At 66.9% G+C, this 25,192-nt stretch carries 18 protein-coding genes; 13 read left to right on the top strand and 5 right to left on the bottom strand.

Annotated elements, in window-relative coordinates; all coding sequences use genetic code 11:
* Nucleotides 1–198 precede the first annotated feature (198 nt).
* The gene (locus LOC57_RS10175; RefSeq protein WP_227910915.1) at nt 199–1,524 is read left to right on the top strand and encodes an RNA polymerase sigma factor; all 1,326 of its coding nucleotides are present in this window, start codon (nt 199–201) and stop codon (nt 1,522–1,524) included.
* 192 nt (nt 1,525–1,716) lie between these two features.
* On the opposite strand, the gene LOC57_RS10170 is transcribed toward LOC57_RS10175, so the two are convergent.
* Nucleotides 1,717–1,938 carry a DUF7455 domain-containing protein gene (locus LOC57_RS10170; RefSeq protein WP_229959489.1) on the bottom strand — a complete coding sequence of 74 codons (222 nt, stop codon included), beginning with the start codon at nt 1,936–1,938 and terminating at the stop codon, nt 1,717–1,719.
* A 272-nt stretch (nt 1,939–2,210) separates the two neighbouring features.
* On the opposite strand from LOC57_RS10170, the gene LOC57_RS10165 reads away from it, so the two are divergent.
* Nucleotides 2,211–4,322, top strand: a complete 2,112-nt coding sequence (locus tag LOC57_RS10165; RefSeq protein ID WP_227910917.1) for a DNA gyrase/topoisomerase IV subunit B — start codon at nt 2,211–2,213, stop codon at nt 4,320–4,322.
* A 25-nt stretch (nt 4,323–4,347) separates the two neighbouring features.
* Here the strand turns inward: LOC57_RS10165 and LOC57_RS10160 are convergent, their stop codons facing one another.
* Nucleotides 4,348–5,322: a M56 family metallopeptidase gene (locus LOC57_RS10160; protein WP_229959487.1), complete on the bottom strand. Its 975-nt coding sequence runs from the start codon at nt 5,320–5,322 to the stop codon at nt 4,348–4,350.
* Nucleotides 5,323–5,339: 17 nt separating this feature from the next.
* A complete protein-coding gene (locus LOC57_RS10155) occupies nt 5,340–5,705 on the bottom strand; it encodes a BlaI/MecI/CopY family transcriptional regulator (RefSeq protein ID WP_227910919.1) in 366 nt (121 codons plus the stop codon).
* 183 nt (nt 5,706–5,888) lie between these two features.
* Here LOC57_RS10155 and LOC57_RS10150 point away from each other — a divergent pair, with 183 nt between their 5' ends.
* From LOC57_RS10150 to LOC57_RS10135, 4 genes are all read left to right on the top strand, one after another.
* Nucleotides 5,889–7,490, top strand: a complete 1,602-nt coding sequence (locus tag LOC57_RS10150) for a cytochrome ubiquinol oxidase subunit I (RefSeq protein WP_227926542.1) — start codon at nt 5,889–5,891, stop codon at nt 7,488–7,490.
* 114 nt (nt 7,491–7,604) lie between these two features.
* Nucleotides 7,605–8,621: a cytochrome d ubiquinol oxidase subunit II gene (cydB, locus tag LOC57_RS10145; RefSeq protein ID WP_227910921.1), complete on the top strand. Its 1,017-nt coding sequence runs from the start codon at nt 7,605–7,607 to the stop codon at nt 8,619–8,621.
* Nucleotides 8,618–12,103 (top strand): thiol reductant ABC exporter subunit CydD, encoded by a 3,486-nt coding sequence (cydD, locus tag LOC57_RS10140; RefSeq protein ID WP_229959486.1) that lies wholly within the window; start codon nt 8,618–8,620, stop codon nt 12,101–12,103. Before cydB ends, cydD begins: the two co-directional genes overlap by 4 nt.
* Before the next feature lie 28 nt (nt 12,104–12,131).
* Nucleotides 12,132–13,124: a GNAT family N-acetyltransferase gene (locus LOC57_RS10135; RefSeq protein WP_229959484.1), complete on the top strand. Its 993-nt coding sequence runs from the start codon at nt 12,132–12,134 to the stop codon at nt 13,122–13,124.
* A gap of 16 nt (nt 13,125–13,140) precedes the next feature.
* On the opposite strand, the gene LOC57_RS10130 is transcribed toward LOC57_RS10135, so the two are convergent.
* Nucleotides 13,141–13,830: a metal-dependent transcriptional regulator gene (locus LOC57_RS10130; RefSeq protein WP_229959482.1), complete on the bottom strand. Its 690-nt coding sequence runs from the start codon at nt 13,828–13,830 to the stop codon at nt 13,141–13,143.
* A gap of 115 nt (nt 13,831–13,945) precedes the next feature.
* Between LOC57_RS10130 and LOC57_RS10125 the strand changes: the two genes are divergently transcribed.
* The 3 genes from LOC57_RS10125 (at nt 13,946) to LOC57_RS10115 (ending at nt 16,959) form a co-directional block, all read left to right on the top strand.
* Nucleotides 13,946–14,311, top strand: coding sequence for a metal-sensitive transcriptional regulator (locus LOC57_RS10125; RefSeq protein WP_227910925.1), 366 nt, complete (start codon nt 13,946–13,948; stop codon nt 14,309–14,311).
* A gap of 35 nt (nt 14,312–14,346) precedes the next feature.
* A complete protein-coding gene (locus tag LOC57_RS10120) occupies nt 14,347–14,571 on the top strand; it encodes a heavy-metal-associated domain-containing protein (RefSeq protein ID WP_227910926.1) in 225 nt (74 codons plus the stop codon).
* 75 nt (nt 14,572–14,646) lie between these two features.
* Complete coding sequence (locus tag LOC57_RS10115; protein ID WP_229959480.1) at nt 14,647–16,959, top strand: heavy metal translocating P-type ATPase; 2,313 nt, start codon at nt 14,647–14,649, stop codon at nt 16,957–16,959.
* Nucleotides 16,960–17,073: 114 nt separating this feature from the next.
* Here LOC57_RS10115 and LOC57_RS10110 read toward each other — a convergent pair whose 3' ends face one another.
* A complete protein-coding gene (locus LOC57_RS10110) occupies nt 17,074–19,575 on the bottom strand; it encodes a DNA gyrase/topoisomerase IV subunit A (protein WP_227910928.1) in 2,502 nt (833 codons plus the stop codon).
* 71 nt (nt 19,576–19,646) lie between these two features.
* On the opposite strand from LOC57_RS10110, the gene LOC57_RS10105 reads away from it, so the two are divergent.
* The 4 genes from LOC57_RS10105 to LOC57_RS10090 are packed head-to-tail and all read left to right on the top strand — an operon-like array spanning nt 19,647 to nt 25,140.
* On the top strand, nt 19,647–22,334 hold the full coding sequence (locus tag LOC57_RS10105; protein ID WP_227910929.1) for a bifunctional acetate--CoA ligase family protein/GNAT family N-acetyltransferase: 2,688 nt from the start codon (nt 19,647–19,649) through the stop codon (nt 22,332–22,334).
* A 60-nt stretch (nt 22,335–22,394) separates the two neighbouring features.
* A complete protein-coding gene (locus LOC57_RS10100; RefSeq protein ID WP_227910930.1) occupies nt 22,395–23,069 on the top strand; it encodes a DUF5998 family protein in 675 nt (224 codons plus the stop codon).
* Between the two features lie 7 nt (nt 23,070–23,076).
* On the top strand, nt 23,077–24,285 hold the full coding sequence (locus tag LOC57_RS10095) for an alkaline phosphatase family protein (RefSeq protein WP_229959479.1): 1,209 nt from the start codon (nt 23,077–23,079) through the stop codon (nt 24,283–24,285).
* 9 nt (nt 24,286–24,294) lie between these two features.
* Nucleotides 24,295–25,140, top strand: a complete 846-nt coding sequence (locus LOC57_RS10090) for a thymidine kinase (protein ID WP_227910932.1) — start codon at nt 24,295–24,297, stop codon at nt 25,138–25,140.
* Nucleotides 25,141–25,192: the final 52 nt, after the last annotated feature.

Genomic DNA, 25,192 nt, shown 5'->3' with positions numbered 1-25,192 from the left:
GAGACCCGGTCGGGTTCGTGTATCAAGTGTCCTTTGAACTGCCAGCCCATGTGGCGGACGGAACAAAACACCGGCGCTGCGTGTTCTACCAAGAACATGCCGAGCTGACATCACTTGGATTGAAGCACGGACTTGACAGGGTCATAGTGGTGTTGCCCCCAATGGCGGTGCCACAACCCGCCGTATGAAAGGTTTTCTGTGTCGCCGAGAAAGACAACTGCAGTCGAAGAGACTGACACTGCACAAAAGCGCACTGCCGCAGCTGACGCCCCCTCCGTGACGGCCGTCAAGGAGCCCGCTTCCGGCGAAAAGACCGCTGCCAAGACGGCCCGCAAGCCTGCCGCCAAGAAGGCACCGGCCAAGGCCGGCACAGCGGCCGCAGGTCGAAAGACCTCCACCAAAACGGCAAAGCCGGCCAAGGGTGCCAAGTCGGAAGCCGAGGACGAGCTGCACGACGAGCCCGCCGACGTCGAACCCGACGCTGACGCCGTCGAAGCTGCCGATCCCGCAGCCGATGCCGCACCCACAGGGTCCGGTTTTGTGTACTCCGACGCCGACGACGACGATGCCCCTGCACAGCAGGTTGTGTCCGCCGGTGCCACTGCCGATCCGGTCAAGGACTACCTGAAGCAGATCGGCAAGGTTGCCCTGCTGAACGCCGAGCAGGAAGTTGACCTCGCACTGCGGATCGAAGCCGGCCTGTTTGCTGACGAAAAGCTTGCCGCCGATGAGCTTCTGCCGGCTGAGAAGCAGATGGACCCCAAGCTCAAGCGTGAGCTGCAGTGGGTGTCCCACGACGGAAAGCGTGCCAAGAACCACCTCCTCGAAGCCAACCTCCGCCTGGTGGTCTCCCTGGCCAAGCGGTACACCGGCCGCGGCATGCTCTTCCTTGACCTGATCCAGGAAGGCAACCTGGGCCTGATCCGTGCGGTCGAGAAGTTCGACTACACCAAGGGCTTCAAGTTCTCCACGTACGCCACCTGGTGGATCCGCCAGGCCATCACCCGTGCCATGGCCGACCAGGCCCGCACCATCCGTATTCCGGTGCACATGGTGGAGGTCATCAACAAGCTGGCCCGCGTGCAGCGCCAGATGCTCCAGGATCTGGGCCGCGAGCCCGCTCCGGAAGAACTGGCCCTGGAACTGGACATGACCCCTGAAAAGGTTGTGGAAGTGCAGAAGTACGGCCGCGAGCCGATCTCCCTGCACACCCCGCTGGGTGAAGACGGCGACTCCGAGTTCGGTGACCTCATTGAGGATTCCGAAGCTGTTGTCCCCGCCGACGCCGTGAGCTTCACGCTCCTGCAGGAGCAGCTGCACTCGGTTCTGGACACGCTCTCCGAGCGTGAAGCCGGCGTAGTTGCCATGCGTTTCGGCCTGACCGACGGCCAGCCCAAGACCCTGGACGAAATCGGCAAGGTGTACGGGGTTACCCGCGAACGCATCCGCCAGATCGAATCCAAGACCATGTCCAAGCTGCGCCACCCGTCGCGGTCCCAGGTCCTGCGGGATTACCTGGACTAAAAGACACTGCGGGCTCGTCCCGGCAGCCGGCACTCCGTTACGCTCCGGCGGACGGGGTGCCGCTGTGTTTAAGCCCGGGGCACATGTGCACATAGCAAAAGAAGTCCCCTTCCGGTTGGAAGGGGACTTCTTCAAGCTTGGTACGCGCTGCCCGCACCTGCGCGGACGCTGCAGCGGTGGTTCTGCCGGTAATTACCCCGCAGGAACCGGCGCCTTCTCGTTCAGGCGAGCGGTTTCATCCTGCCATTCCGAAGTGAGCGGGCGAAGGTTTGCCTCGACCGCCCGTGCGTGGTGTCCGCAGAAAAGCAGTTCCCCACCGGAGGATTCCAGTACGGCACGTACGTATGCCTGTGCGCCGCAACGATCGCAGCGGTCCAGGCTGTTCAGCTCACGGGTTGCTACTGCTGCTGTCATGAGTTGCCTCCTCAAGGGTGTTGATACTTCATATAACCATCTTTGCCGGCCCAGCCATGGCAGGTTCGGCCGCCTTTCGCTCTGCGCGTACCATTTGGCCGGGGCGGTGTGGGCAGTCTCACTGCTGCTGAGTCGCTGACAGGTTCTGTCACCGCCGGGGATTAACCTTGTAGGAGTCCGGGTTGTTCCCGGACATTCATCCGTTTGACACTGATCCGTCTACATTGATCCGTTTGTTGGCCAGCGGCCGATACCAAGGAGTTTCATCGCACGTGGCGCCCCCAAGTTCGAACTACACAGCCCGGCACCTCTCCGTCTTGGAAGGGCTCGAAGCTGTCCGCAAGCGTCCGGGTATGTACATCGGTTCCACGGATTCCCGCGGCCTTATGCACTGCCTCTGGGAAATCATCGACAACTCCGTGGATGAGGCACTGGCCGGGTTTGGCCAAAGCATCAAAGTGATCCTGCACCCGGACGGCTCCGTGGAGATCCATGACGACGGACGCGGCATCCCGGTGGACATTGAACCGAAAACCGGGCTCTCCGGCGTCGAAGTGGTATTCACCAAGCTCCATGCCGGCGGCAAGTTCGGCGGCGGCTCCTACGCTGCCTCCGGCGGCCTGCACGGCGTCGGCGCCAGCGTGGTCAACGCCCTGTCCTCGCGGTTGGACGTCCAGGTGGACCGTGCCGGCAAGACCTACCAGATGGCTTTCCGCCGCGGCGAGCCCGGGCACTTTGCCGACACCGGCAAGAACCCCGCACCGGAGGCGAAATTCACCCCGTCCCCGGAAAGTTCGCCCCTGGAAGTAGTGGGCAAGGCCAAGCGCGGCGTCACCGGCACGCGGATCCGGTACTGGGCGGACCGGCAGATCTTCACCCCGGACGCCAAGTTCTCCTACACCGAGCTGCAGTCCCGTGCCCGCCAGACCTCCTTCCTGGTGCCCGGTCTGCGCATCACCCTCCGCGACGAGCGCCGGCTGCCCGGTACCCCGGGCGAGAACGGTCCGGTGGAAGAAGTCTTCCACCACGACGGCGGCATTGCGGAATTTGTCGACTACCTGGCGGCCGACGCCGCCGTGACGGACATCTGGCGCCTCCACGGCACAGGCAAGTTCAAGGAATCGGTGCCTGTGCTGGACGACAGCGGGCACAGCAGGATCACCGAGATCGAGCGCGAGTGCGAAGTGGACATTGCCCTGCGGTGGGGCATCGGGTACGAAACCAACATCCGGTCCTTCGTCAACATCATTGCCACGCCCAAGGGCGGCACCCACCAGACCGGCTTTGAGCAGGGCCTGCTCAAGACCTTCCGCAAGGTCATCGAAGCCAATGCCCGCAAGCTGAAGGCGGGCAACGACAAGATCGAAAAGGACGATGTCTTCGCCGGACTGACCGCGGTGCTGACGGTCCGACTGGCCGAACCGCAGTTCGAGGGCCAGACAAAGGAAATCCTCGGCACCTCCGCGGTCCGCGCCATCGTCACCAAGGTGGTGGAGAAGGAAATCACCGCCCGGCTGAACTCCACGGCGCGTGCGGACAAGACCCAGTCCGCGCAGCTGCTGGAAAAGGTGGTGGCGGAGATGAAGTCGAGAATCTCTGCCCGCGTGCACAAGGAAACCCAGCGCCGCAAGAACGCGCTGGAGACCTCCACCATGCCCGCCAAACTGGCGGACTGCCGGATCGATGACCAGGAGCGCTCCGAACTCTTCATCGTCGAGGGCGACAGCGCCCTGGGCACCGCCAAGCTGGCGCGGTCCTCGGACTACCAGGCGCTGCTGCCCATCCGCGGCAAGATCCTGAACGTGCAGAAGGCGTCCGTGGCGGACATGCTCTCCAACGCCGAGTGCGCCGCCCTGATCCAGGTAGTGGGCGCCGGCTCCGGCCGCAGCTTCCAGTTGGACGCGGCACGGTACGGCAAAGTCATTTTCATGACGGACGCCGACGTCGACGGCGCGCACATCCGTACGCTGCTGCTGACCCTGTTCTTCCGCTACATGCGTCCGCTGGTCGAAGCCGGACGTGTGTACGCGGCGGTTCCGCCGCTGCACCGGGTGGAGGTCATCAACGCGGGTTCCAAGAGCAACGAGATGGTCTACACCTACAGCGAGAAGGAACTGCACCAGGTCCTGGCAAGCCTTGAAAAGGAGGGCAAGCGGTACAAGGAGCCCATCCAGCGGTACAAGGGACTGGGCGAAATGGATGCCGGCCAGCTGGCGGAAACCACCATGGACCCCCGGCACCGTACCCTGCGCCGGGTACGGATCTCGGAGGCTGCAGCAGCGGAGCACGCCTTCGAACTGCTGATGGGAAGCGACGTTGCCCCGCGCAAGGACTTCATCATTGCCGGCGCAGCCATGCTGGACCGGGACCGCATCGACGCCTAGCGGTGCGCCGGGTCGGGGCAGGGACTTAGTCCAGCAGGCCCGGAGCGATCAGCAGTGTGGTCGGGACGGCCAGCAGCAGGACCGAGAGGCACAGCACGCACACCTGCTGCCAGCGCGGGAGCGGCGGCTGAGGCGTCAGCAGCCGGCTGAGCCTGCCGGCTGTGCCCAGCGGTTCCTGGAAGTCCGGGCCGCCCAGGGCAGCCGGAGAGTTGGACGCCGGCGCTGCCGGCGTCTCCCGGCCAGGTGCGGGGCTGCCGGAACCCACTATGGCAACCGAACGCACCAGGGTTAGCCGGTCCACCTTCCGCAGCGCCTCATCATCTGCGAGCATTTCGATCAGTTCGTTGACCGACCGCTGCGCCATCAGTGAGGTCGGCAGCCACGGCAGCGCCGCGCGCCAGGCCGCGAACGCCCACAGCAGCAGGTGGTGGTGCTGAGCCAGATGCGCCCGCTCATGGGTCAGGACGGCGGAAAGCTCATCCTCGGAGAGCATGTTCAGCAGCCCGTCGGACAGGACGGTGACCGAGTGTGCGCCGCCGGGCAGGCAGTAGGCCACCGGCGTGGGGTGCTGGATCACCAAGGTGGCCGGTGCGTCCGAGGAGGGGGAGCTGAGCAGGTTCAGCATGTCCCGGTGCCGCCGCCGGCCGCGGAGAATGCGGTACCAGGTCAGCAGCAGGGTAAAGACCAAATGGGCGCTCAACAAAGATGCGGCGCTGAGGGCGAACACGTGGACCAAGCCGAGTTCGCTCGCCGGGGCGCCGGCCACCAGGATGGCCCAAAGGCCCTGCAGCCCGTCCAGCAAGTTGTTGCCCAGCGGTTCCAGACCCCAGGTCAGCATGGCGCCGATCATCGACAGTCCGCCGGCGAGGGCTATGGCCTGCCACAGGACCATGGCCGTGAAGGGGGAGCGCGCGGGCCACTTTGCCCGCGAGAGGAGAATGGGCACGGGCCACGCCAGGATAATCGCCAGCGCGGCCAGTGCGTAGGAAGCCCAGAACACTCTGTTGGTGCCGCTGCCTAGGCGCCGAGCAACCTGCGGAGCATCTCGGCTTCGGTGTCGGAGACCGAGCCGACAAACCGGGCCAGGACGGCTTCACGGTCGTTGGCGGTACCCAGGGCCTCGTGCATCAGTTCGGCGGTGTGTTCTGCACGCGTGGTCACTGCCCGGTAGCGGTGCGGCCGGATGTCCCGCTCGCGGCGTACCAGGGATTTTTTCTCCAAGCGCGAAAGGACGGTCAGCACAGTAGTCACTGCCAGGCCCCTGCCGTCGGCGGATTCCTCGCGCTGCGCCAGTTTTTCCCGCAGCTCGTTGGCCGTGGCTGCTTCGGGCGACTCCCACAGGAGGTCCATCATTGCGCGTTCCAGGTCACCCAGCGTAGCCATGTGCATCCTTCTCGTTATTCAGTCCCGGCCTCAGCCGATAGTTCAGTCCAGACCTACCAATGTACCGCGTTTCGGCCTGTGGTTCTACATCACGTAGAAATCTTTGCGTCGATGTTCTACGCTGTGTAGAAGTCAGTCTTCTACGTCCTGTAGAAGTCGTCGAACTATTGAAGGACAAATCGCGTGGAAGCACTGGATATCGCCCGGTGGCAGTTTGGCATCACCACCGTCTACCACTTCCTTATGGTGCCGCTGACCATTGGCCTGGGCATCGTGGTCGCAGCATTGCAGACGGCCTGGGTACGTACCGGCAAAGAGCAGTACCTCAGGATGACCAAGTTCTGGGGCAAGCTCTTCCTCATCAACTTCATCCTCGGCCTGGCCACCGGCCTGGTGCAGGAATTCCAGTTCGGCATGGCGTGGAGCGAGTACAGCCGTTTCGTCGGTGACGTCTTCGGCGCCCCGCTGGCCCTGGAATCGCTGCTCGCCTTCTTTACCGAGTCCGTGTTCCTGGGACTATGGGTCTTCGGCTGGAAGCGTCTGCCGAAGAAAATCCACCTGGCGAGCATCTGGATCACCACGCTTGCCTCGATGCTTTCGGCCTACTTCATCCTGGCCGCCAACTCCTGGATGCAGCACCCCGTGGGCGTGGAAATGGTCGACGGTCGCCCGGTCATGAATGACATCTGGGCCGTCCTGACCAACAACACCCTGTTGGTGGCCTTCCCGCACACCGTCTTCGGTGCCTTCGCCGTAGCCGGCGGCTTCCTGCTCGGCATCTCCTGGTACCACCTCTGGAAGCGGCGCCGCGACGGCATCGACACCGTGGACAGCAAGGGCAACGTAGTAGTTGGCGAACGGCCCGAAATCGGCCGCGACAAAACCGACCACGCCGTCTGGCTCCGCTCGCTGCGCGTGGGCGCCGCCGTCGCCGTCGTCGCCTTCGCCGGCGTGGCCGTCAGCGGCGACCTGCAGGGCAAGCTCATGTTCGCGCAGCAGCCCATGAAGATGGCTGCGGCTGAAGCTGCCTGCCACGACGGTACCGGCTTCTCCGTCCTCTCCGTCGGAGACCCCGGCGCTGCAAACTGCGAGGACGTGGACACGCTCCTCGAGATCCCCGGCATGCTCTCCTTCCTGGCCAACGGCGACTTCGACACCGAGATCCGGGGCGTGAACACCCTCCTGGACCAGTACCAGGACGACTACGGCACCCACCTGCCGGACAACGAAATCTACGGCTCCAACTCGGGCGCGGAAATCGACTACACACCGAACTTCGCCGTCACCTACTGGGGATTCCGCATCATGATCGGCTTCGGCGGCATCGCAGCAGTCGCTGCGGCCTTCGCCCTCTGGGTGGTCCGCAAGGGCACCGTGCCCGAGTCGAAGTGGCTGATGCGCCTGGCCGTGTTCGGCATCCTGGCGCCGTTCGGCGCCAACAGCGCCGGCTGGATCTTCACCGAGATGGGACGCCAGCCGTTTGTGGTGGCACCGAATCCCACCGGCACCGACGGCGTCTTTATGTTCACCGCGGCTGCCGTCTCACCGGGCGTAAGTATGGGCGAACTGCTCTTCTCCGTCATCGCGTTCACCGTGGTCTACCTGGCACTGCTGGTGGTTGAGGTCCGGCTGCTGTTCAAGTTCGTCCGCGGCGGCGTCCCGGCTGCCATGCCGGACCTGCTGGGCAACGACGACGGCGACACCGGCGGCCTCAACTCCCCGGGCATGGACCCGGACGGCACGCCCGGAAAGGCGAAGTCCGATGTCCTCGACTTTGCCTACTAAGACCTTCCGGACCGGCCGGATCCGGTCCCGCACCTGCGGGACCGGATCCACCCCGACCCTGTCCGGCTTCCTTTCAACCCTGCCGGCCGCCGGCATCCCTGGAGCTCTGTTGTAATGTCGCTACCGTTGTTCTGGTTTATCGTGATTGCCTTCCTGTGGGTCGGCTACCTCTTCCTCGAAGGCTTCGACCTGGGCGTGGGCATGCTCATGAAGCTGATGGCCCGCGACGAGAAGGAACGCCGCGTGCTGCTGAACACCATCGGCCCGGTGTGGGACGGCAACGAGGTGTGGCTGATCACCGTGGGCGCGATGACGTTCGCCGCGTTCCCCATGTGGTACGCCTCGCTGTTCTCCGCGCTGTACATCCCGCTGGTCTTTGTGCTGATGGGCCTGATTTTCCGGGCGGTCTCCATCGAGTACCGCGGCAAGCATGACAGTGACAGCTGGCGCAACCGGTGGGACTGGGGGATGGCCCTGGGTTCGCTCGTGGCCGCCTTCGGCGTGGGGGCCGCGCTTGGGCTGACCACCACCGGCCTGCCGCTGAACGAGAACGGCGACCGGGTGGGCGGGGCCTTCGCCTGGCTGACCCCGTACGCCGTGCTGGGCGGAGTGGCCGTTGTGGCGTTCTGCCTGATTCACGCCTGCGCGTTCCTGATGCTCAAGACCGACGGCGAGATCCGCGAACGTTCCCGCAAGGTGGTCCTGCACTGGCTGCCGCTGGGCATCCTCCCGCTGGCTGCCTGGGCGATCATTGTCCAGTTCATGAACGGCAAGGCCTCGACGCTTCCCCTGCTGGTAGTGGCCGTGGTGGGTGCACTGCTCGCCTGGATCTTTGCCCGGCGCGGCCGCGACGGGGCGACCTTCGTCAGCCTCGGCGTCTTCCTCGTGGCCGGTGCGGCCACCATCTTCGCCGCCATGTACCCGGTGGTACTGCCCTCCACGCTGGACGCCGCCTGGAACCTGACCGTGGAGAACGCCTCCGCATCCCCGTACGCCCTGAAGGTCATGAGCTGGGTGGCACTGTTCGGCCTGCCGGTCGTGGTGCTCTACCAGGGCTGGACCTACTGGGTCTTCCGCAAGCGGGTCAGCGCTGAAGCGATCCCGGCCGCCCACAGCTTCAAGTCGCAGTGAAGCCCGTCCTGCCGGTCAGCGCCACCAGTCGGCGGGCGCTGTATCTTCTTGGCCTGCTGGCCGCCGTCAAGGCGGCCGGCCTGGTCCTGCTGGCCGACGCCGTGGCCGGTGGAATTGCCGGCTTGGCCGGCGGCGGCCCGGACTGGAACCGGATGCTGCTCCTCGGTGCCGCCGGTGCCGTGCTCCGCTCCCTGGCGGTGTGGGGGCAGGACACCGTAGCCCAGCGGGCAGCGGCCGGAGTCAAGGACGAACTGCGCCGCCAGCTTTCCGCCCGCGTGCTGTCCGACGGCGGCACGGTGCCCGGCATGGGCAGCGGCGCCTTGAGCGTCCTGCTCACGCGCGGTCTCGACGGCCTGGACAACTACTACTCCAAGTACCTGCCCGCACTGGTGACCTGCGCCGTCGTTCCCCTGCTGGTAGGCATCCGCATCCTGTCAGCGGACTGGGTCAGCGCGCTCATCGTTGTGCTGACCGTGCCCCTGATTCCGGTGTTCATGATCCTGATCGGCATGCATACGCAGGACAAGACCGCCGCGGCCGTGGATGCCCTGAACCGGCTGTCGGACAACATGCTGGAGCTGGCCAAGGGCCTGCCGGTGCTGGTGGGGCTTGGCCGTGCCAAGGCCCAGACCAGGGCCCTGCGGGACGTGGCCGACCGTTACCGCACCACCACGCTGGCCACGCTGCGCGTTGCTTTTATGTCTTCCCTGGCCCTTGAGCTGATTGCCACCATCTCCGTGGCGCTGGTGGCCGTGTTTATCGGCGTGCGGCTGGTGCACGGCGGCATGCCGCTGGAAGTGGGGCTGCTGGCCCTGATTCTGGCCCCCGAATGCTATCAACCGCTGCGTGACCTGGGTACCGCGCACCACTCCAGTGAAGACGGATTGGAAGCGCTGAACCGCACCAACGCCGTGCTTCGCGCACCGGCTGCCCGTCCGCTGGTTTCCGCTGCCGGGAGCGGCGCCGGGGCCGGAACCCCGGGTAACGCCGTGCCCGGACACGCGCCCCTGCAGGTCCGGAACCTGACCATCAGTTACGAGGGACGCCCGCATCCGGCCGTGGAGAACCTGAGCTTCAACGTACCCGCAGGCTCCATCGCGGGCCTGACCGGCCCCAGCGGTGCCGGCAAGACGTCGGTGCTTGAGGCCCTGGCCGGGCTGCGCCGCGACGGCGGGGACACCCGGCTCAGCGGATCCGTTGACGGCGTTGACCGTTCCACCCTGGCCTGGATACCCCAGCATCCCGTCCTCGTGGAGGACACCGTTGCCCGGGAAATTGCCCTGTACGCGGGTCTGCCGGCCGGCGACGCCACCCGTCCCGACGCTCCCGCCCGTGCCGCAGCCCGCGACGCACTGGACGCAATCGACGCCGGACACCTCCTGGACGCCGCGACCGCCGATCTCAGCCCCGGCGAGCAGCGCCGGGTGGCCGTGGCCCGTGCCCTCGCCCGGATTGACGCCGTCCCCGGCGTCCGGGTGCTGCTGGCCGATGAACCCACTGCGCACCTGGATGTCCGCAGCGCTTCGGCTGTCCGTGCAGCGCTGGCCGGGCTGCGCGGCCGGGCTACCGTCCTCCTGGTGGCGCACGACGCCGCAACGGCCGCCGTGGCGGACACCCTGATCCCCGTGGATGCGCCCGCAGGCGTGGTGCAGCCCGCCGGCAGCGGTGCGGTGTTCGAGACGGTCTTCGAGACTGCGCCCGAGGCACTGCCCGAGGAACTGCCCAAGTCGCTGACCGGAACCGCCGACCTGCAGGCGGATCCGTCGCCGGAACCCACCGCCGTCGCGCCGATGACGGCAGCAGCGGAGAACGCAGCCGCCCCGGCCCACCAGCCGCTGTGGAAGAACATGCTGGTACTGCGGCCGTGGAGCAAGCAGTTTGTCCTGGCACTGGTCCTGGGCACAGCCGCCACCATGTTCGCCGTCACCCTGACGGCACTGTCTGCCTGGCTGATTGTCCGTGCCAGCGAGCAGCCGCCCATCCTGTACCTGATGATGGCGATTGTGGGGGTGCGGTTCTTCGGTATTGGCCGTGCCCTGCTGCGCTACCTGGAGCGGCTCTCCCTGCATGACGCGGTTTTCCGCGCCACGAACACCCTGCGCGTACGGCTGTGGAACGGCCTGCTGCAGCGGCCCGAAGGGTGGCGCCGCGTGGCCCGCGGCGGCGGTGCACTGGAACGGCTCGTGGGCGACGTGGACGAGTTGCGGGACATTGCGCCGCGGGTCGTCTTCGCGCCGCTGACCGGACTGCTCACTGCGGCTGGAGCCTGCGTGGCAACCTGGCTGCTGGTCCCTGAGGGCCTCGCGGTGCAGGTGGCGCTGTGCGTCGTCGGAATGCTGGTTGCTCCGCTGCTGGCACTGCTCGCCGACCGCGCAGCACGGGCAGCCACGGTCAACCTGCAGGCACGGTCCATGTCCGGCATGGCCCGCCTGCTTTCCGCAGCCCGGGACCTGGAAGCCAACTCCAGCTCGGCACCCGTGCTGGCCCGCCAGGAACAACTCGAAGCGGCGGCGGCCAAAGCCGTCCGGCGCAGTGCCTGGGCACAGGGGCTGGCCAACGCCCTGACCGCCCTCGCCTGCTCCCTGAGCGCGCTCTACATGGTCAGTGCCGCCCGCGAGGCTCCGGCCACAGTGGCCGCCGTGGTGGTCCTGGTCCAGCTGGCCCTGATCGAACCCTTTGTTGCGGTCAACGGGTCCATCCAGCAGTTCTTCGCCTGGCGGACGCTGGGGGACAAGGTGCTGCCGGACCTGGGCACCGATGACGTGGAGGAGGACACCACCGAAGCCGAAGCGGCCGCGCGCGCCCGGTTCGGCACGGTGCAGGACCTGGAACTGCACGGCATCCGTTACCGCTACCCGGGCGCTGCACGCGATGTCCTGGCCGGGGTGGACCTGGAGGTATCGGCAGGGGAGTGGGTGGCTGTCACCGGCCCGTCCGGCAGCGGCAAGTCCACGCTCCTGGGCGTCCTGCTGGGGTTCCTTACACCGCAAAGCGGGTCATACACCATCAACGGGCAGCAGGCGCAGTCGCTGCCGCCCGCTGCCCGGCGCATGGCGTGGTGCCCGCAGGAGGCCCACCTCTTCGACTCCACGCTGCGCGGAAACCTTCTGCTGGCCCGTGACCGCGCCCTGGCGCCAAGCGAAGCCGAAATGGTCGAGGCACTGCGCGCCGTCGGGCTTGGACCGCTGTTCCGGACGCTGCCCGAAGGACTGGACACGCCCATCGGTGCCGGCGGACATTTCCTCTCCGGCGGCCAGCGCCAGCGCCTCGCCGTGGCGCGGGCACTGCTTGCAGAGGCCGACGTCGTGCTCCTGGACGAGCCTACGGCCCACCTGGACGCGGCGGCCGGGGAACAGCTCATGGCGGACCTGAAGTCCGGCCTGCAGGGCAAGGCCGTAGTGGTGGTGACCCACAACCCTGCAGATGCCGCCTGGTGCGAACGGGAGGTCGGCCTGGGCGCAGGGGCTGTGCTTCTGTCCTAGCGCTTATGGGGTGTCCTAGGGTGGGTGGATGCAGACGCCCTCCCTTCCCACAGTCCCAGGGCCGGAAACCGGTCTCCGCTGGCGCTCCATCGCAGCCGACGACGTCGATGCCTGGTATGCGCTGATCCGCCGGATGGCGGAGGCGGACAGACCGGGCTGGGTGGAGGACCGCCGGGACCTGGAGCAGGCACTGGAAACCGCCTCCGGGGACCCGGCGCTGGACACGCTGATTGGCCTGGACAAAGACGGGGCAGCACGCGCCTACGGGCGGATTGCGCTGAACCCGGGCTCCGAAACCGGGTCCGGGTTCGGCGGCGTGGATCCGCAGTGGCGCCGCCGCGGGATCGGCGCGGCCCTGTTCGGCTGGCAGGAAGCGCGCCTGCGGCAGCGGCTGCTCAGCGAGCACCGCAAGCACGGTGTGCTGCGGACCTATGCCGAGGAAGCCAACGCGTCGCACATTGCCCTGCTGGAGTCCGCCGGCGCCCGTGTGGTGCGGTACTTCACCGAGATGAGCCGGCCGCTGCACACGGACCTGCCGCACGCCGAATTGCCGGCGGGCATGGAGTTCCAAACGTTCAGCGCCGCGAATTCCGACGCCATCCGCCGGGCGCATAATGAAGCGTTCAAGGACCACTGGGGCAGCGAGCCGCGCAACAAGGAACGCTGGGCGTTCACCGTTGGGCATCCCGAGTTCCGTCCGGACTGGAGCTTCGCGGTGATCGATTCCGGCACCGGGGAAGTCGCTGCATACCAGCTGGCCAGCTTCGACCCGGAGAGCCAGTCCATCCACGGCTACAAAGAGGGCTACACCATGCTCCTTGGGGTGCGACGGAACTGGCGCGGACGCAAGCTGGCACCGGCCATGCTGGGCGAAGCCATGCGCCGGTTCCGCGACGGCGGGATGGACAACGCCGGACTGGGGGTGGACACCGAGAACCCCTCCGGCGCCCATGACCTGTACGAAAGCCTTGGCTACCGTCCGACGCACCGCGAAGTGGTCTTCGACAAACCCGTGCTCTAAGACGTGGCCGTGCCCTCTAGGCCGGGGTGTGCTTCGGGGTTGTCTGGATCCATATCGCCTCGGCGGCGGGGAGGCCCAGTTCCATGGCACGCCCGCACGCTTCGATGGTGAGCGTTCCGGCGTAGGGCTGGCGCGCCAGGACGGTCAGCACCGTATCCAGGTGCAGTCCCAGTCCGGCGATATAGCGCAGCAGTTCCGGTTCGTTGTCTGACACGCGTGCCACCACGCCACGCGTCCCGGGCTCGCAGCGGCTGAGCCGCAGGGCATCCAATACCGGGAAACTGCCGTCGCGGGCGGGAATCGGGTCTCCATGGGGGTCGCGGACGGGGTGGCCGAGCCGGGCGGATAACGCGTCCACCATTTTGTCCGAAACCGCGTGCTCCAGGTGCTCGGCTTCGTCGTGGACTTCGTCCCACCGGTAGCCCAGGTACTCCACCAGGAACGTCTCGATCAGCCGGTGCCGCCGCACCATGCCCACGGCCGCCGTCTCGCCGGCAGCGGTCAGGGCAATGGAGCCGTAGCGCGCATGTGTGAGGAGCCCCTGGGCCGTAAGCTTTTTCACCGCTTCGGAGACGGACGACGGCGAAAACCCCATGTGGACTGACAACGCGGAGACCGTCAGGGGTTCGTCCGTCCATTCCTGTGCGGTCCAGATGACCTTCAGGTAATCCTGGGTAGCCGTGGAAAGTTCGCTGTGTGGTGCCACGGTCCCACCTTACTGGAAGGCCTGCCTGAAAAATGGCCCTCAAATACCCCCGGGGGGTACTTGACCTATACCCCTTGGGGGTATACCTTGGTGGGGAAAGCGAGGGGAGAGAACCATGACAGAAGCAACCGGACATGCCGTGCACACACCCGGGGCGGCAGCGGCAGGCGTTGCGGCGCCGGCCGCAGTGCACGGATACACCTCCGATAAAGCTGCGTACCTGCGCCGGCTGAAGCGGGTCGAGGGCCAGGTCCGCGGCATCGCCCGGATGGTGGAGGAAGACAAGTACTGCATAGACATCCTCACGCAGGTCGCCGCCATCAATAAGGCGCTGCATGCCGTCAGCCTGGGGCTGGTCCAGGATCACATGTCGCATTGCGTGGTGGATGCCGCGCAGGAAGCAGAGCGCACCGGCAACCCCGAACTCGTCCAGGCCAAGGTGCAGGAAGCAGCCGACGCGATCGGCCGGCTCCTGCGCTAGGGTCCGCCGAAGAATACCCAAGAAAGAAGACGGATATGGAAACCACCACACTGAACATCTCCGGTATGACCTGCGGCCACTGTGTAGCCTCCGTCACGGAAGAACTGAAAGCGCTCGACGGCGTCAGCGAGGTCTCCGTTGACCTGAACGCCGGCGGGGTCTCCACCGCCACCGTCACCTCCACCCGGAGGATGGCACCGGCGGAACTGGGCGAAGCGGTAGCCGAAGCGGGCTACATGGTCGTCGAAACCACGGCCTAGGAGCCGTTCCCGGGCCCGGCCCAACGCTGGATCCGGCCCCGGACAGCCGGCAGTAAGCAACAGAAGGGAAGAACCATGGACACCCAGGAACTGGTGAACAACAACGCCAGGGCCGTTGAGCTCGATATCCAGGGCATGACGTGCGCCTCCTGCGTGGCACGGGTGGAACGCAAGCTCGGCAAGATCGAAGGCGTGGAAGCATCGGTTAACCTGCCGCTGGAAAGCGCGCGCGTAACGGCACCGGCTTCAGTGACGGACCAGCAGATCCTCGACGCCGTGAACTCTGCCGGTTACCAGGCACGGTTGAAGACCCGGGCCGGCAATTCCGCCGCGCATGGTGCGCATGCGGAGGGCAGCCACGCAGGCGAGGACCATCTGGCCCACGGCGGCTCAGGCGAGGACCATATGTCCCACGGCGGGACCGCAGCACAGCTGCGTCCGCGGCTGATTGCCGCCGCCGTCCTCAGCGTGCCGATCCTGCTGATTTCCATGGTTCCGGCCCTGGCCTTCCCCAACTGGGGCTGGGTGGCCGCACTGCTGGCCCTGCCTGTGGTGACGTGGTCCGCGTGGCCCTTCCACCGGGCCGCGGCCATCAACGCCAGGCACCTGGCGTCCACCATGGATACCCTCGTGGCGATCGGCGTCGCGGCCTCGTATCTGTTCTCGGTGGGCGAGCTGCTGGCCGATCCGGGGCTGACCGCAGACCCGGGCATGGGCGCGGACCCGCACCTGTACTTCGAAGTGGCGTCGGTGGTGGTGACCTTCCTGCTGCTGGGCCGCTACCTAGAGGCCAACGCCAAGACCAAGGCATCGGACGCATTGAAATCGCTCCTGAGCCTAGGTGCCAAGGACGCGACCGTGCTGCGCGGCGGAGAGGAAATCCGGATCCCGGCGGACCAGCTTGCCGTGGGCGACATTGCCGTAGTCCGGCCCGGGGAGAAAATCCCGGCCGACGGTGTCGTGGTGGACGGCCGTTCCGCCGTTGATGCGTCCCTGATCACCGGCGAATCCCTGCCGGTGGAAGTGGACGTGGACAGCCCCGTTACCGGGGCGACCATTAATACTTCGGGCCGGCTGCTGGTCCGGGCCACCCGTGTGGGCAGCGAAACCACATTGGCGCAGATGGGCCGCCTGGTCAGCGATGCCCAGTCCGGCAAGGCGCCCATTGCGCGGCTCGCTGACCGGATCAGTGCAGTTTTTGTGCCGGTGGTGCTGGGCATTGCGATGCTGACCTTCCTGCTCTGGCTGTTCTTCGCCGGTGACCTGCAGGCAGCGTTCGTGGCGGCGGTTGCCGTGCTCGTTATTGCATGCCCCTGTGCCCTGGGGCTGGCCACACCCGTGGGCCTGCTGACCGGTACCGGGCGGGGTGCCCAGCTGGGCATCCTCATCAAGGGCCCGCAGGTGCTGGAAGACACCCGCACCGTGGACACCATCGTGCTGGACAAGACCGGAACCATCACCACCGGCAAGCTGTCCGTGGCACGGGTCCGGCTCCTGGACAGTGCCCCGGCGGACCTGACGCAGGACGGGCTGCTGCGCCTGGCCGGCTCGGTGGAAGATGCCGGGGAGCATCCCATTGCCCGGGCCATCGCGGCCTCCGCCCGCTCCGGCCCGGGCACCGTCTCCGTCGCCGGATTCGATTCGGCTCCCGGCGGAGGGGTGCGCGGCACCGCTGACGGCCGCAGCGTTGTTGCCGGACGTCCGGCCTGGCTGGATGAGAACGGCGTCGACCTGCCCGACGGCGCGTATGCGGCACTGCGCCAGGAGCAGGCTGCCGGTTCGACGGCGGTGCTGGTGGCGGTGGACGGGCACGCGGCCGGCATCATCTCGTTGCAGGACACCCTGAAGGACGGCTCGGCGGCTGCCATTGCCAGGTTCCGCAGCCTGGGCCTGCGTCCGGTGCTGCTGACCGGTGACAACGCCGTGGTGGCGGCCCACGTGGCGGAACAGGTCGGCATTCCGGCGGAAGACGTCCTCGCGGACGTCCGCCCGGAAGGCAAGGTGGAGGCAGTCCGGCGGTTCCAGGACCAGGGACGTACCGTGGCCATGGCCGGCGACGGCGTGAACGACGCCGCGGCGCTGGCGCAGGCCGACCTCGGCATTGCCATGGGCACGGGCACCGACGTTGCCATGGAAGCGGCGGACCTGACCGTGATGGGCAGCGATCTGGGCCAGGTGGCCACCGCCATCGAGCTGTCCCGGCGTACGCTGGCGACCATCAAGACCAACCTGTTCTGGGCCTTCTTCTATAACGCTGTGGGCATCCCGGTAGCGGCTTTCGGGCTGTTGAACCCGATGATTGCCGGAGCAGCGATGGCCGCCAGTTCGGTGCTGGTGGTGGGTAACTCGCTGCGGCTGCGCAGCTTCGGCAAACAGCACGCCCAGTAGGCTGCACGGCACAGAAAAAAGCGGCAGGCATGGTCCAACGGACCATGCCTGCCGCTTGGTTTGCGCGGTGCTTGTGTGGCTGTGCTTGGTGTGGCGGTGCCTTGTGTGCCGGGGCTAGCCTTGGCTGGGGCCGACGGCGTCCACTGCATTGGCCAGCGGCACCCCGGACCCGTCCCGGCGCCCGTGCTCGGTGGGCAGCGCCCGGGCTACGCCGTTGGCAGCAGCTGCCTTGGCTGGTCCGTGCCCGGCCCAGGCCACCACCAGAGCGTCTTCGCCCTTCAGGAAACGGTGCGCCCGGACACCGGCAGTAGCGCGGCCCTTGGCGGGGAATTCCTCGAACGGCGTCACCTTGACGGAGCCGCCGGGTGTGCCCGGCAGGGTTTCGGCGGCGGTGGACACCGTCACCACTACCGCATCGGGATCATCCGCGGCCACCACTCCGAAGTACACCACGGCGTCGTCGGCTGCCAGCTTGATGCCGGCCACGCCGCCGGCCGTGCGGCCCTGGGCACGGACGGCGGACGCCGGGAAGTGCAGCAGCTGCGCCGAACGGGTGATGAAGACCAGTTCATCGGTCTCGTTCGCGGCCACCGCAGCACCTACCACCTCGTCCTTCGGCTTGAGCGTGACGGCTTCCCAATCGTCCCGGTTCAACGGGTAATCCGGGTTCACGCGCTTCACCACGCCGTTGCGGGTGCCCAGTGCCACTACTTCATTCAGCGGCACCAGGCCAACCAGTTTCTCGCCCTTGGCCAGGGTCATGAACTCCTTCGCGGGAACCCCGCCGGCCAGGTTCGGCAGCCCGGCGGTGGAGGGCAGGGCCGGCAAATCCAGCACCTGCACGCGGATCATCCGGCCGCTGGAGGTCAGCGCGCCTATCTCGCCGCGCGCCGTGGTCTTCACCACGGAGCGGAAGACGTCGTGGCGCACCCGCTGGCCGCTTTCAGCCAGCGGGTCCTGGTCCGAGGTGCGGGCCACCTGGCCCGAGGTGGAGAGGATGGCCCAGCAGGGGTCGTCCGGGATTTCCAGCGGCAGGACGGCTTTGGCCCCCTTGCCGGTGGCGCCTGCAGCAGCGGCGGCGACGGCGGCGCCCTTCAGCGGGGAGGCAGCCTCGGATTCCAGCAGCACGGTGCGCCGCGGCGTGGCGTACTTGGCCGCTACCTCGCCCAGCTCGTCCGAGACCAGGGAACGCAGGAGCTCTTCAGAGCCCAGGATGGCTTCCAGCTCCTCGATGGCCTTGCGCAGCTCGTCCTGTTCCTTCTCCAACTCAATGCGGGAGTACTTGGTCAGCTGGCGCAGCCGCAGTTCCAGGATGTGGTTGGCCTGGATCTCCGTCAGGTCGTACACGGCCATCAGCCGCTGGCGGGCCTGAGCGGTCTCATCCGAGGACCGGATGATCTGGATGACTTCGTCAATGTCCACAATGGCGATCAGCAGGCCCTCGACCAGGTGCAGCCGGTCCTTCTTCCGGCCCAGCCGGTAAGCGGTCCGGCGGCGGACCACGCCGATGCGGTGGGCCACGTACACCTGCAGCAGCTCCACCAGGCCCAGGGTGCGCGGCTGGCCGTCCACCAGGGTCACGTTGTTGATGCCGAAGGAATCCTCCATGGGCGTGAACTTGTACAGCTGCGCCAGCACGGCATTGGGATTGAACCCGTTTTTCAGCTCGATCACCAGCCGCAGCCCGTGGCTGCGGTCCGTCAGGTCCACAATGTCGGAAATGCCCTGCAGCTTCTTGGACGTGACGGCGTCCTTGATTTTTTCGATGACCTTTTCCGGGCCCACCATGTACGGCAGTTCCGTCACCACCAGGCCGGTGCGGCGGGCGGTCAGCTGTTCCACTTCGACCTTGGCGCGGGTCTTGAAGGATCCGCGGCCCGTGGCGTAGGCATCCCGGATGCCCTCCAAGCCCACGATCCGTCCGCCGGAGGGCAGGTCGGGGCCGGGAATGAACCGCATCAGTTCATCCAGCCCGGCATCGGGATTGGCGATCAGGTGACGGGTGGCGGCAATGACTTCGCCCAGGTTGTGCGGGGCCATATTGGTGGCCATGCCCACGGCAATGCCCGTGGCGCCGTTAACCAGCAGGTTCGGGAAGGCGGCGGGCAGCACTTCGGGCTGTTCCAGCTGGTTGTCGTAGTTGGGCACAAAGTCCACTACGTCTTCATCGAGGTGGTCCGTCATGGTCAGCGCGGGGGCCGCCAGCCGGGCCTCGGTGTACCGGGCGGCGGCAGGGCCGTCGTCGAGCGAACCGAAGTTGCCGTGCCCGTCGATCAGCGGCAGGCGCAGCGCCCAGTCCTGCGCCATGCGCACCATGGCGTCGTAAATGGCCGTGTCACCGTGCGGGTGCAGCTTGCCCATTACCTCGCCCACCACGCGGGCGGACTTCACATGCCCGCGGTCCGGGCGCAGCCCCATGTCGGACATCATGTACAGGATGCGGCGCTGGACGGGCTTCAGCCCGTCCCGCGCATCCGGAAGGGCGCGCGAATAGATGACCGAGTAGGCGTATTCGAGGAACGAGCCTTCCATCTCGGTGGTGACATCAATATCGATGATGTTCTCGGCGATCACTTCGCCGGGTGCGGACTTGGAGACGGGTTGGCGCCGGGCCATGCTGTGTCGAATCCTTGCAGTGGTAGGAGGTGGGTGGCAGGAGGTGGGTGGTTGGGGACTACTCTGAGTCTATGGTGGAGCAGGGACATTACCCCGAATATTGGGAAGCCGACGTCGTGTTGCGGGACGGCGGTACCGGCCATCTGCGGCCGGTTTCCCCCGCGGACGCAGACGCGCTGCAGGCCTTCCACATGCGGCAGTCGCAAAGCTCCATCTATCTTAGGTTCTTCACCTACAAGGCCAAGCTCACCAAAAAGGAGCTTGAGCGCTTCACCAACGTGGACTACCGCAACCGGGTGGCGTTCGTCATCACCATTGGTGACGAAATTATCGGCATCGGCCGTTATGACCGCCTCGACGACCCCACTGAGGCCGAGGTTGCCTTCAACATCTCCGACGGCCACCAGGGCCGCGGCCTGGGTTCCATCCTGTTGGAGCACCTTGCCGCCGCCGCGCGGGAAAACGGCATTCGCCGGTTCTCGGCCGAAGTGCTGCCGGAGAACCGCAAGATGATCGGTGTCTTCGCCGACGCCGGGTACGAGGTGCGCCGGCATTTCGACGACGGCGTGATTGCCCTGGACTTCAACATCGACCCCACGGAGAAATCCCTGGCGGTGATGGAGGCCCGCGAGCACCGCGCCGAGGCGCGCAGCGTCGCGGACCTGCTCTCGCCGTCGTCCATTGCCGTTATCGGAGCCAGCCGCGAGTGGGGATCGGTGGGTTACCAGCTTCTGGAGCACATCATTGAGGGCGGCTTCAAGGGCTCCGTTTATGCCATCAATCCCGAGGCCTTCGAACTGGCCGGCATGATTTCCTACAGCCGGATCGCAGACGTTCCGGAAACGGTTCAGCTTGCCGTGATCGCAGTGCCGTACGACCAGGTCCTGGAGGTCGCCGACGAGTGCGCGGCTGCCGGCGTCAAGGCGCTGCTTGTGGTCACAGCCGGGTTCGGGCCCAAGGGGCCGGAAGGCCTAGCCCGGCAGCGCGCCCTTGTCCGCCGGGCCCGTGCGCACGGCATGCGGGTGGTGGGGCCGGCATCGCTGGGCCTGATCAACACCCGTCCCGAGGTAGCACTGAACGCGTCCATGGCTCCGGCGCTGCCGCGGCGCGGGGGATTGGGGTTGTTCAGCCAATCCGCGGCCATCGGGGTGCTGCTTTACGCCACTGCGCAGCGCCGCGCGCTGGGGCTGTCCTCCACCATCTCGGCCGGCAACCGGGCCGATGTGTCCGGCAACGATGCCATGCAGTATTGGGAGGACGACGCCGACACCAAGGTGGTGGCGATGTACCTGGAGTCGGTGGGCAACCCGCGTAAGTTCTCCCGCCTGGCCCGCCGGCTGGCTCGCACCAAGCCGGTGATCGTGGCGAAATCCGATGTCACCGGCCTCCAGCTGCCGCCCGGCCACGCGGTGCGGACCACCCAGGCACCCCCCGGCGCGTTGGATGCCATGCTGCGCCAGTCCGGCGTCATCCGGGTCAGCACCAATGAACAGCTGATCGACGTGGCGCAGATCGCCGTCAGCCAGCCGCTGCCCCGCGGCCGCAGGATGGCCGTCTTCAGCAACTCGGTGGCACTGGGCCGGGTGCTGGCCGACGCGTGCACCGGACTGGACCTGGAAATCACGGCACTGGAAGCCGAACTTGCCCTGGACACCGGCAGAAGCGTGGCCCTGCCGCAGCTGCGCCGGACCGTCATAGGGGTCCTTTCCGACGATGACGTCGACGCCGGCGTTGTGGCCATCCTGCCCACCCCCGGGCTCACCACCGATGCCATTGCTGCCGTGCTGGCCGAATGCGTGCAGGAGACCGGGAAACCGCTGGTGGCGGCGTTCACCGGAATTGTTGACCCGCGGGCGCATGTGGAAGGCATCCTTGCCGCCGATACCGACGTACCCGGTGAGGGTCTGCCGTGCTTCAGCAGCCCCGGTGCCGCGGTCAGCGCACTGGCGGCCGTGGTGCGGTACACCGAGTGGGCCAACCGCGACCACGGCAGCTTCGTGGAGCCGGCCGGGGTGGACACCGAGGGTGCCGCAGCTTTCATCACTTCCCTGATGGGCCGGGTCGAAGGGGACCGCCTGACCCGTCTGGACCAGGAACATACCGCCCGGCTGCTGCAGTTCTACGGGATCTCCGTGCTGCCGTCCGTCAACTTTTCCACCCCTGAGGAAGCCGTGGCCGCCGCGGACCGGCTGGGCTGGCCCGTGGCTGTCAAGACCAGGGAAGGGCATCTGCGCCACCGCCTGGATCTTGGGGGAGTGCGGCTGAACATTTCCAGCCCCGAGGCACTGCGGACCAACATTGAGCAGATGCGCGGCGCGCTGCAGCGGTACGGGGATTTCGAGATGGAAATCCAGTCTATGGCCCCCAGCGGCCAGGGGTGCCGGATCCGTGCCATTGAGGATCCGCTGCTGGGGCCGGTCATCTCCTTCGGCCTGGCCGGGGATGCCACGGGCCTGCTCGATGACTGGGCGCACGGCGTGCCGCCGCTGACGGACCGCGACGTCGCCGAGCTGGTGCGTGCACCGCGCGCCTCCGTCAGGCTTTTCGGTTACCAGGGCCTGCCTGAAGCCGACACCCCGGCACTGGAGGACCTTATTGCCCGGCTGGCGGTCCTGAAGGACGAACATCCGCAGATTGCCTTGATAGACATCAACCCGGTGCTGGTCTCCGCCGACGGCATCACGGTGCTCAGCGCCGACATTCGGCTGGGCAATCCGCAGCGCCGCACCGACAGCGCGCGGCGGGCAATGCGGGACTGACTTTTCCCCTGTCCGCGCGCCATTTAGGCGCTGGGGGGCGGTCTGGGGGAAACTGGAAGCATGTCGCCGTTACTTTCCGCTGAACGCCGCAGCCTTGATGCTTCCATGGAACGGGCAGGTTTCTACCCGACGCTCCTGGCCGATGTGGTCCATGACGCCCTGGACGGCCGCGAACCGCTGTCCCACCTCATCCACTTGGAAACGCACTTTGAGCGCACCGAGGTACACCGCCACATCACCGTGCTGGTCCTGACCGAGGACATGCTGGTAATCACCCACGTGGATGACCAGCAGCTGGATGAAGCCGGCGAGCAGATGATGGCCCAGGTTTCCACCGAGTCCGTACCGGTCACCCAGATCCGGTCCGTGGTGCTGGGTTACATGTACGCCCAGCCGCAGGACTACAAGCCTTCCGACCCGGTCCGTGAAATGACCCTGGCCATAGCCTGGTCCGGCGGCCAGCGGCTGGATATGGGACCTGCGGGATGTGCGGACCCGCAGTGCGAGGCCGACCACGGCTACACCGGCACCATTGCGCAGGAGGACATTGTCCTGCGTGTCAGCGCCGAGGCGGACGGGGCCCAGGCGGTGCAGAACGCCAAGGCCTTCGCCCGTGCCCTGCGCAAGGTCAATACCGACACCACCGCCGCGCCGCGCCCGTTCGACGGCGCCGACTCCCGGCAGCGGATGCCCGGTATCGGCGGCCGCTTCAACCGCGCCCACCCGCAGCGGTAAGCCAGCGGTGTCAGCTTCCACAATCCCTGAGTCCCTGCCCGCAGCACCGGCCTACGGAACCCGTTCGGTTGGCGACGTCCTGACCAGCGCCGCCGCAGTGCTGGGAGTGCCCGGCTACGAGAACCTGCTAAAGCTTCCGGCAGCCCGCCGCGTGTGTGTGGTGATGGTGGACGGGCTGGGTTTGTCCCTGTTGAAAAAGCGCGGTGGACATGCGCCCTTCCTGAAGGGCTTCCTGCCGAAGGCACGGACCCTGAGCGCATCCTTCCCCACCACCACCGTGGCTTCCCTCGCCTCCCTCGGTACCGGACTGCCTCCGGGCCGGCACGGGCTGGTGGGTTATGACGTCCTCGATCCCGGGCAGGACAAAGTGGTCAACATGCTCGGCTCCTGGGATGCCGGGGTGGACCCGCTGCAGTGGCAGCCGTATCCCACTGTTTTGGAAAAGGCCGCCGAGCATGTTTCCGTGGCCACGGTGAGCCTGCCGCGTTTCGCCGATTCCGCGCTGACGCGTGCCGCCCTGCGCGGGGGTACGTTCATTCCGGCCACGGGCGTCCATGCCCGGGTGTCCGCCGCGGTCGACGCCCTTGCCGGCGCCGACCGGATGCTGATGTACCTGTACTGGAACGAACTGGACAAGGCCGGGCACCGTTACGGTGCTGCGTCTTCCGAATGGGGCAACCAGCTCGAGGAACTGGACAGCGCCCTGAAGCGCCTGGTGGCCCGCGTCCCGGCCGGCACCCTGGTGGTGCTGACCGCAGACCACGGCATGGTGGACGTCCCGGTCTCCCAGCGCTTCGACTTCAGCGCGCAGCCGGAACTGGTGGACGGCGTCCGCCATACGGCCGGTGAGCCGCGCATGGTGCACCTTTACCTGGAGCCGGATGCCGCTGAGGGAACCCTGGACCGGCTCAAGACCGCATGGCAGGACGCGTACGGTACCCGGGCCTGGATCTTCACGCGTGACGAGGCGGTGCGAGCCGGCTATTTCGGTCCCGAGGTGGACGAGTCCGTGCTGCCGCGCATTGGGGACCTGATGGTTGCCGCGCGCGAGCCGATCGCCCTCTACGACACCCGCCGGGTGGCCGCCTCGGCGCTGGAGGTGAACGGCCAGCACGGGTCCCTGACCCGCGCAGAATGCGAAGTGCCGCTGCTGATCCTGGCTGCCCCTGAACCATCCACCCGCAAGCAGTCCCGGCCGCAGAAGGCACTTGGGTAGAAAGTAGTTATGGCAGAGCTGGTCTTTTTCTCGGGCACCATGGACTGCGGCAAGTCGACGCTTGCCCTGCAGATGGACTACAACCACAGTGCCCGGGGGCGCGGCGGAATACTGTTCAGCCGCAACGACCGGGCGGGGGAATCCATGATTTCCAGCAGGCTGGGCCTGCAGACCCCGGCCGTTGAGGTGCGCGACAGCACCGATTTCTGGGCGGAGGTCCTGCAGTGCCGGGATTCCGGGCACAACGTGGACTACCTCATTTGCGATGAGGCACAGTTCTACAGCGCCGAGCAGGTGGAGCAGCTGGCCTACATCGTGGACGAAATGGACATTGACGTGTTCGCATTCGGTATCACCTCCGATTTCCGGACCCGGTTGTTCCCCGGCTCCCAGCGCCTGGTGGAACTGGCGGACCGGATGGAGGTCCTGCAGGTCCGGGCACTGTGCTGGTGCGGGCGCCGCGCCACCCATAACGCCCGTACTGCGGACGGTGTGATGGTTACTGAGGGGGACCAGGTGGTGGTGGGCGACGTCGAGTCCCGCACCGCCGCCGCGCCCGCTGCTGGCGCGCCGCTGGATGAACCGCTGTTTGAGGACGAACCGCTGTTTGACGATATGCCGCTGTTTGACGCCGAGGAGCTGCTCGGCTCCCCGCAGGGCGCCGCGGCTTCGGCTGCCGGCGGGGGAGAGCATGCGGCCCCCGCAGCCGAACCCGCTGTGGGCTATGAGACCCTGTGCCGGCGCCACTATATGCGCCGCGTAACGGCGCAGCAGGCGGCGGCAACGGAAAGCGGAGACACACCGGCGGACGTGTGCTCAGTGGAGCTGAAAACCGGACGGCACCGGCTGGCCTGAGGCGCAAGCGGGGGAAGTTAAGCGGGAGCACCGCCGGGATGGGATCCCGGCG

The sequence above is a fragment of the Arthrobacter sp. zg-Y750 genome (assembly GCF_020907365.1).
Lineage (GTDB): Bacteria > Actinomycetota > Actinomycetes > Actinomycetales > Micrococcaceae > Arthrobacter_B.
Note: the sequence above shows the minus strand (reverse complement) of the source record. Positions and strands in the feature narration are given on the sequence as shown.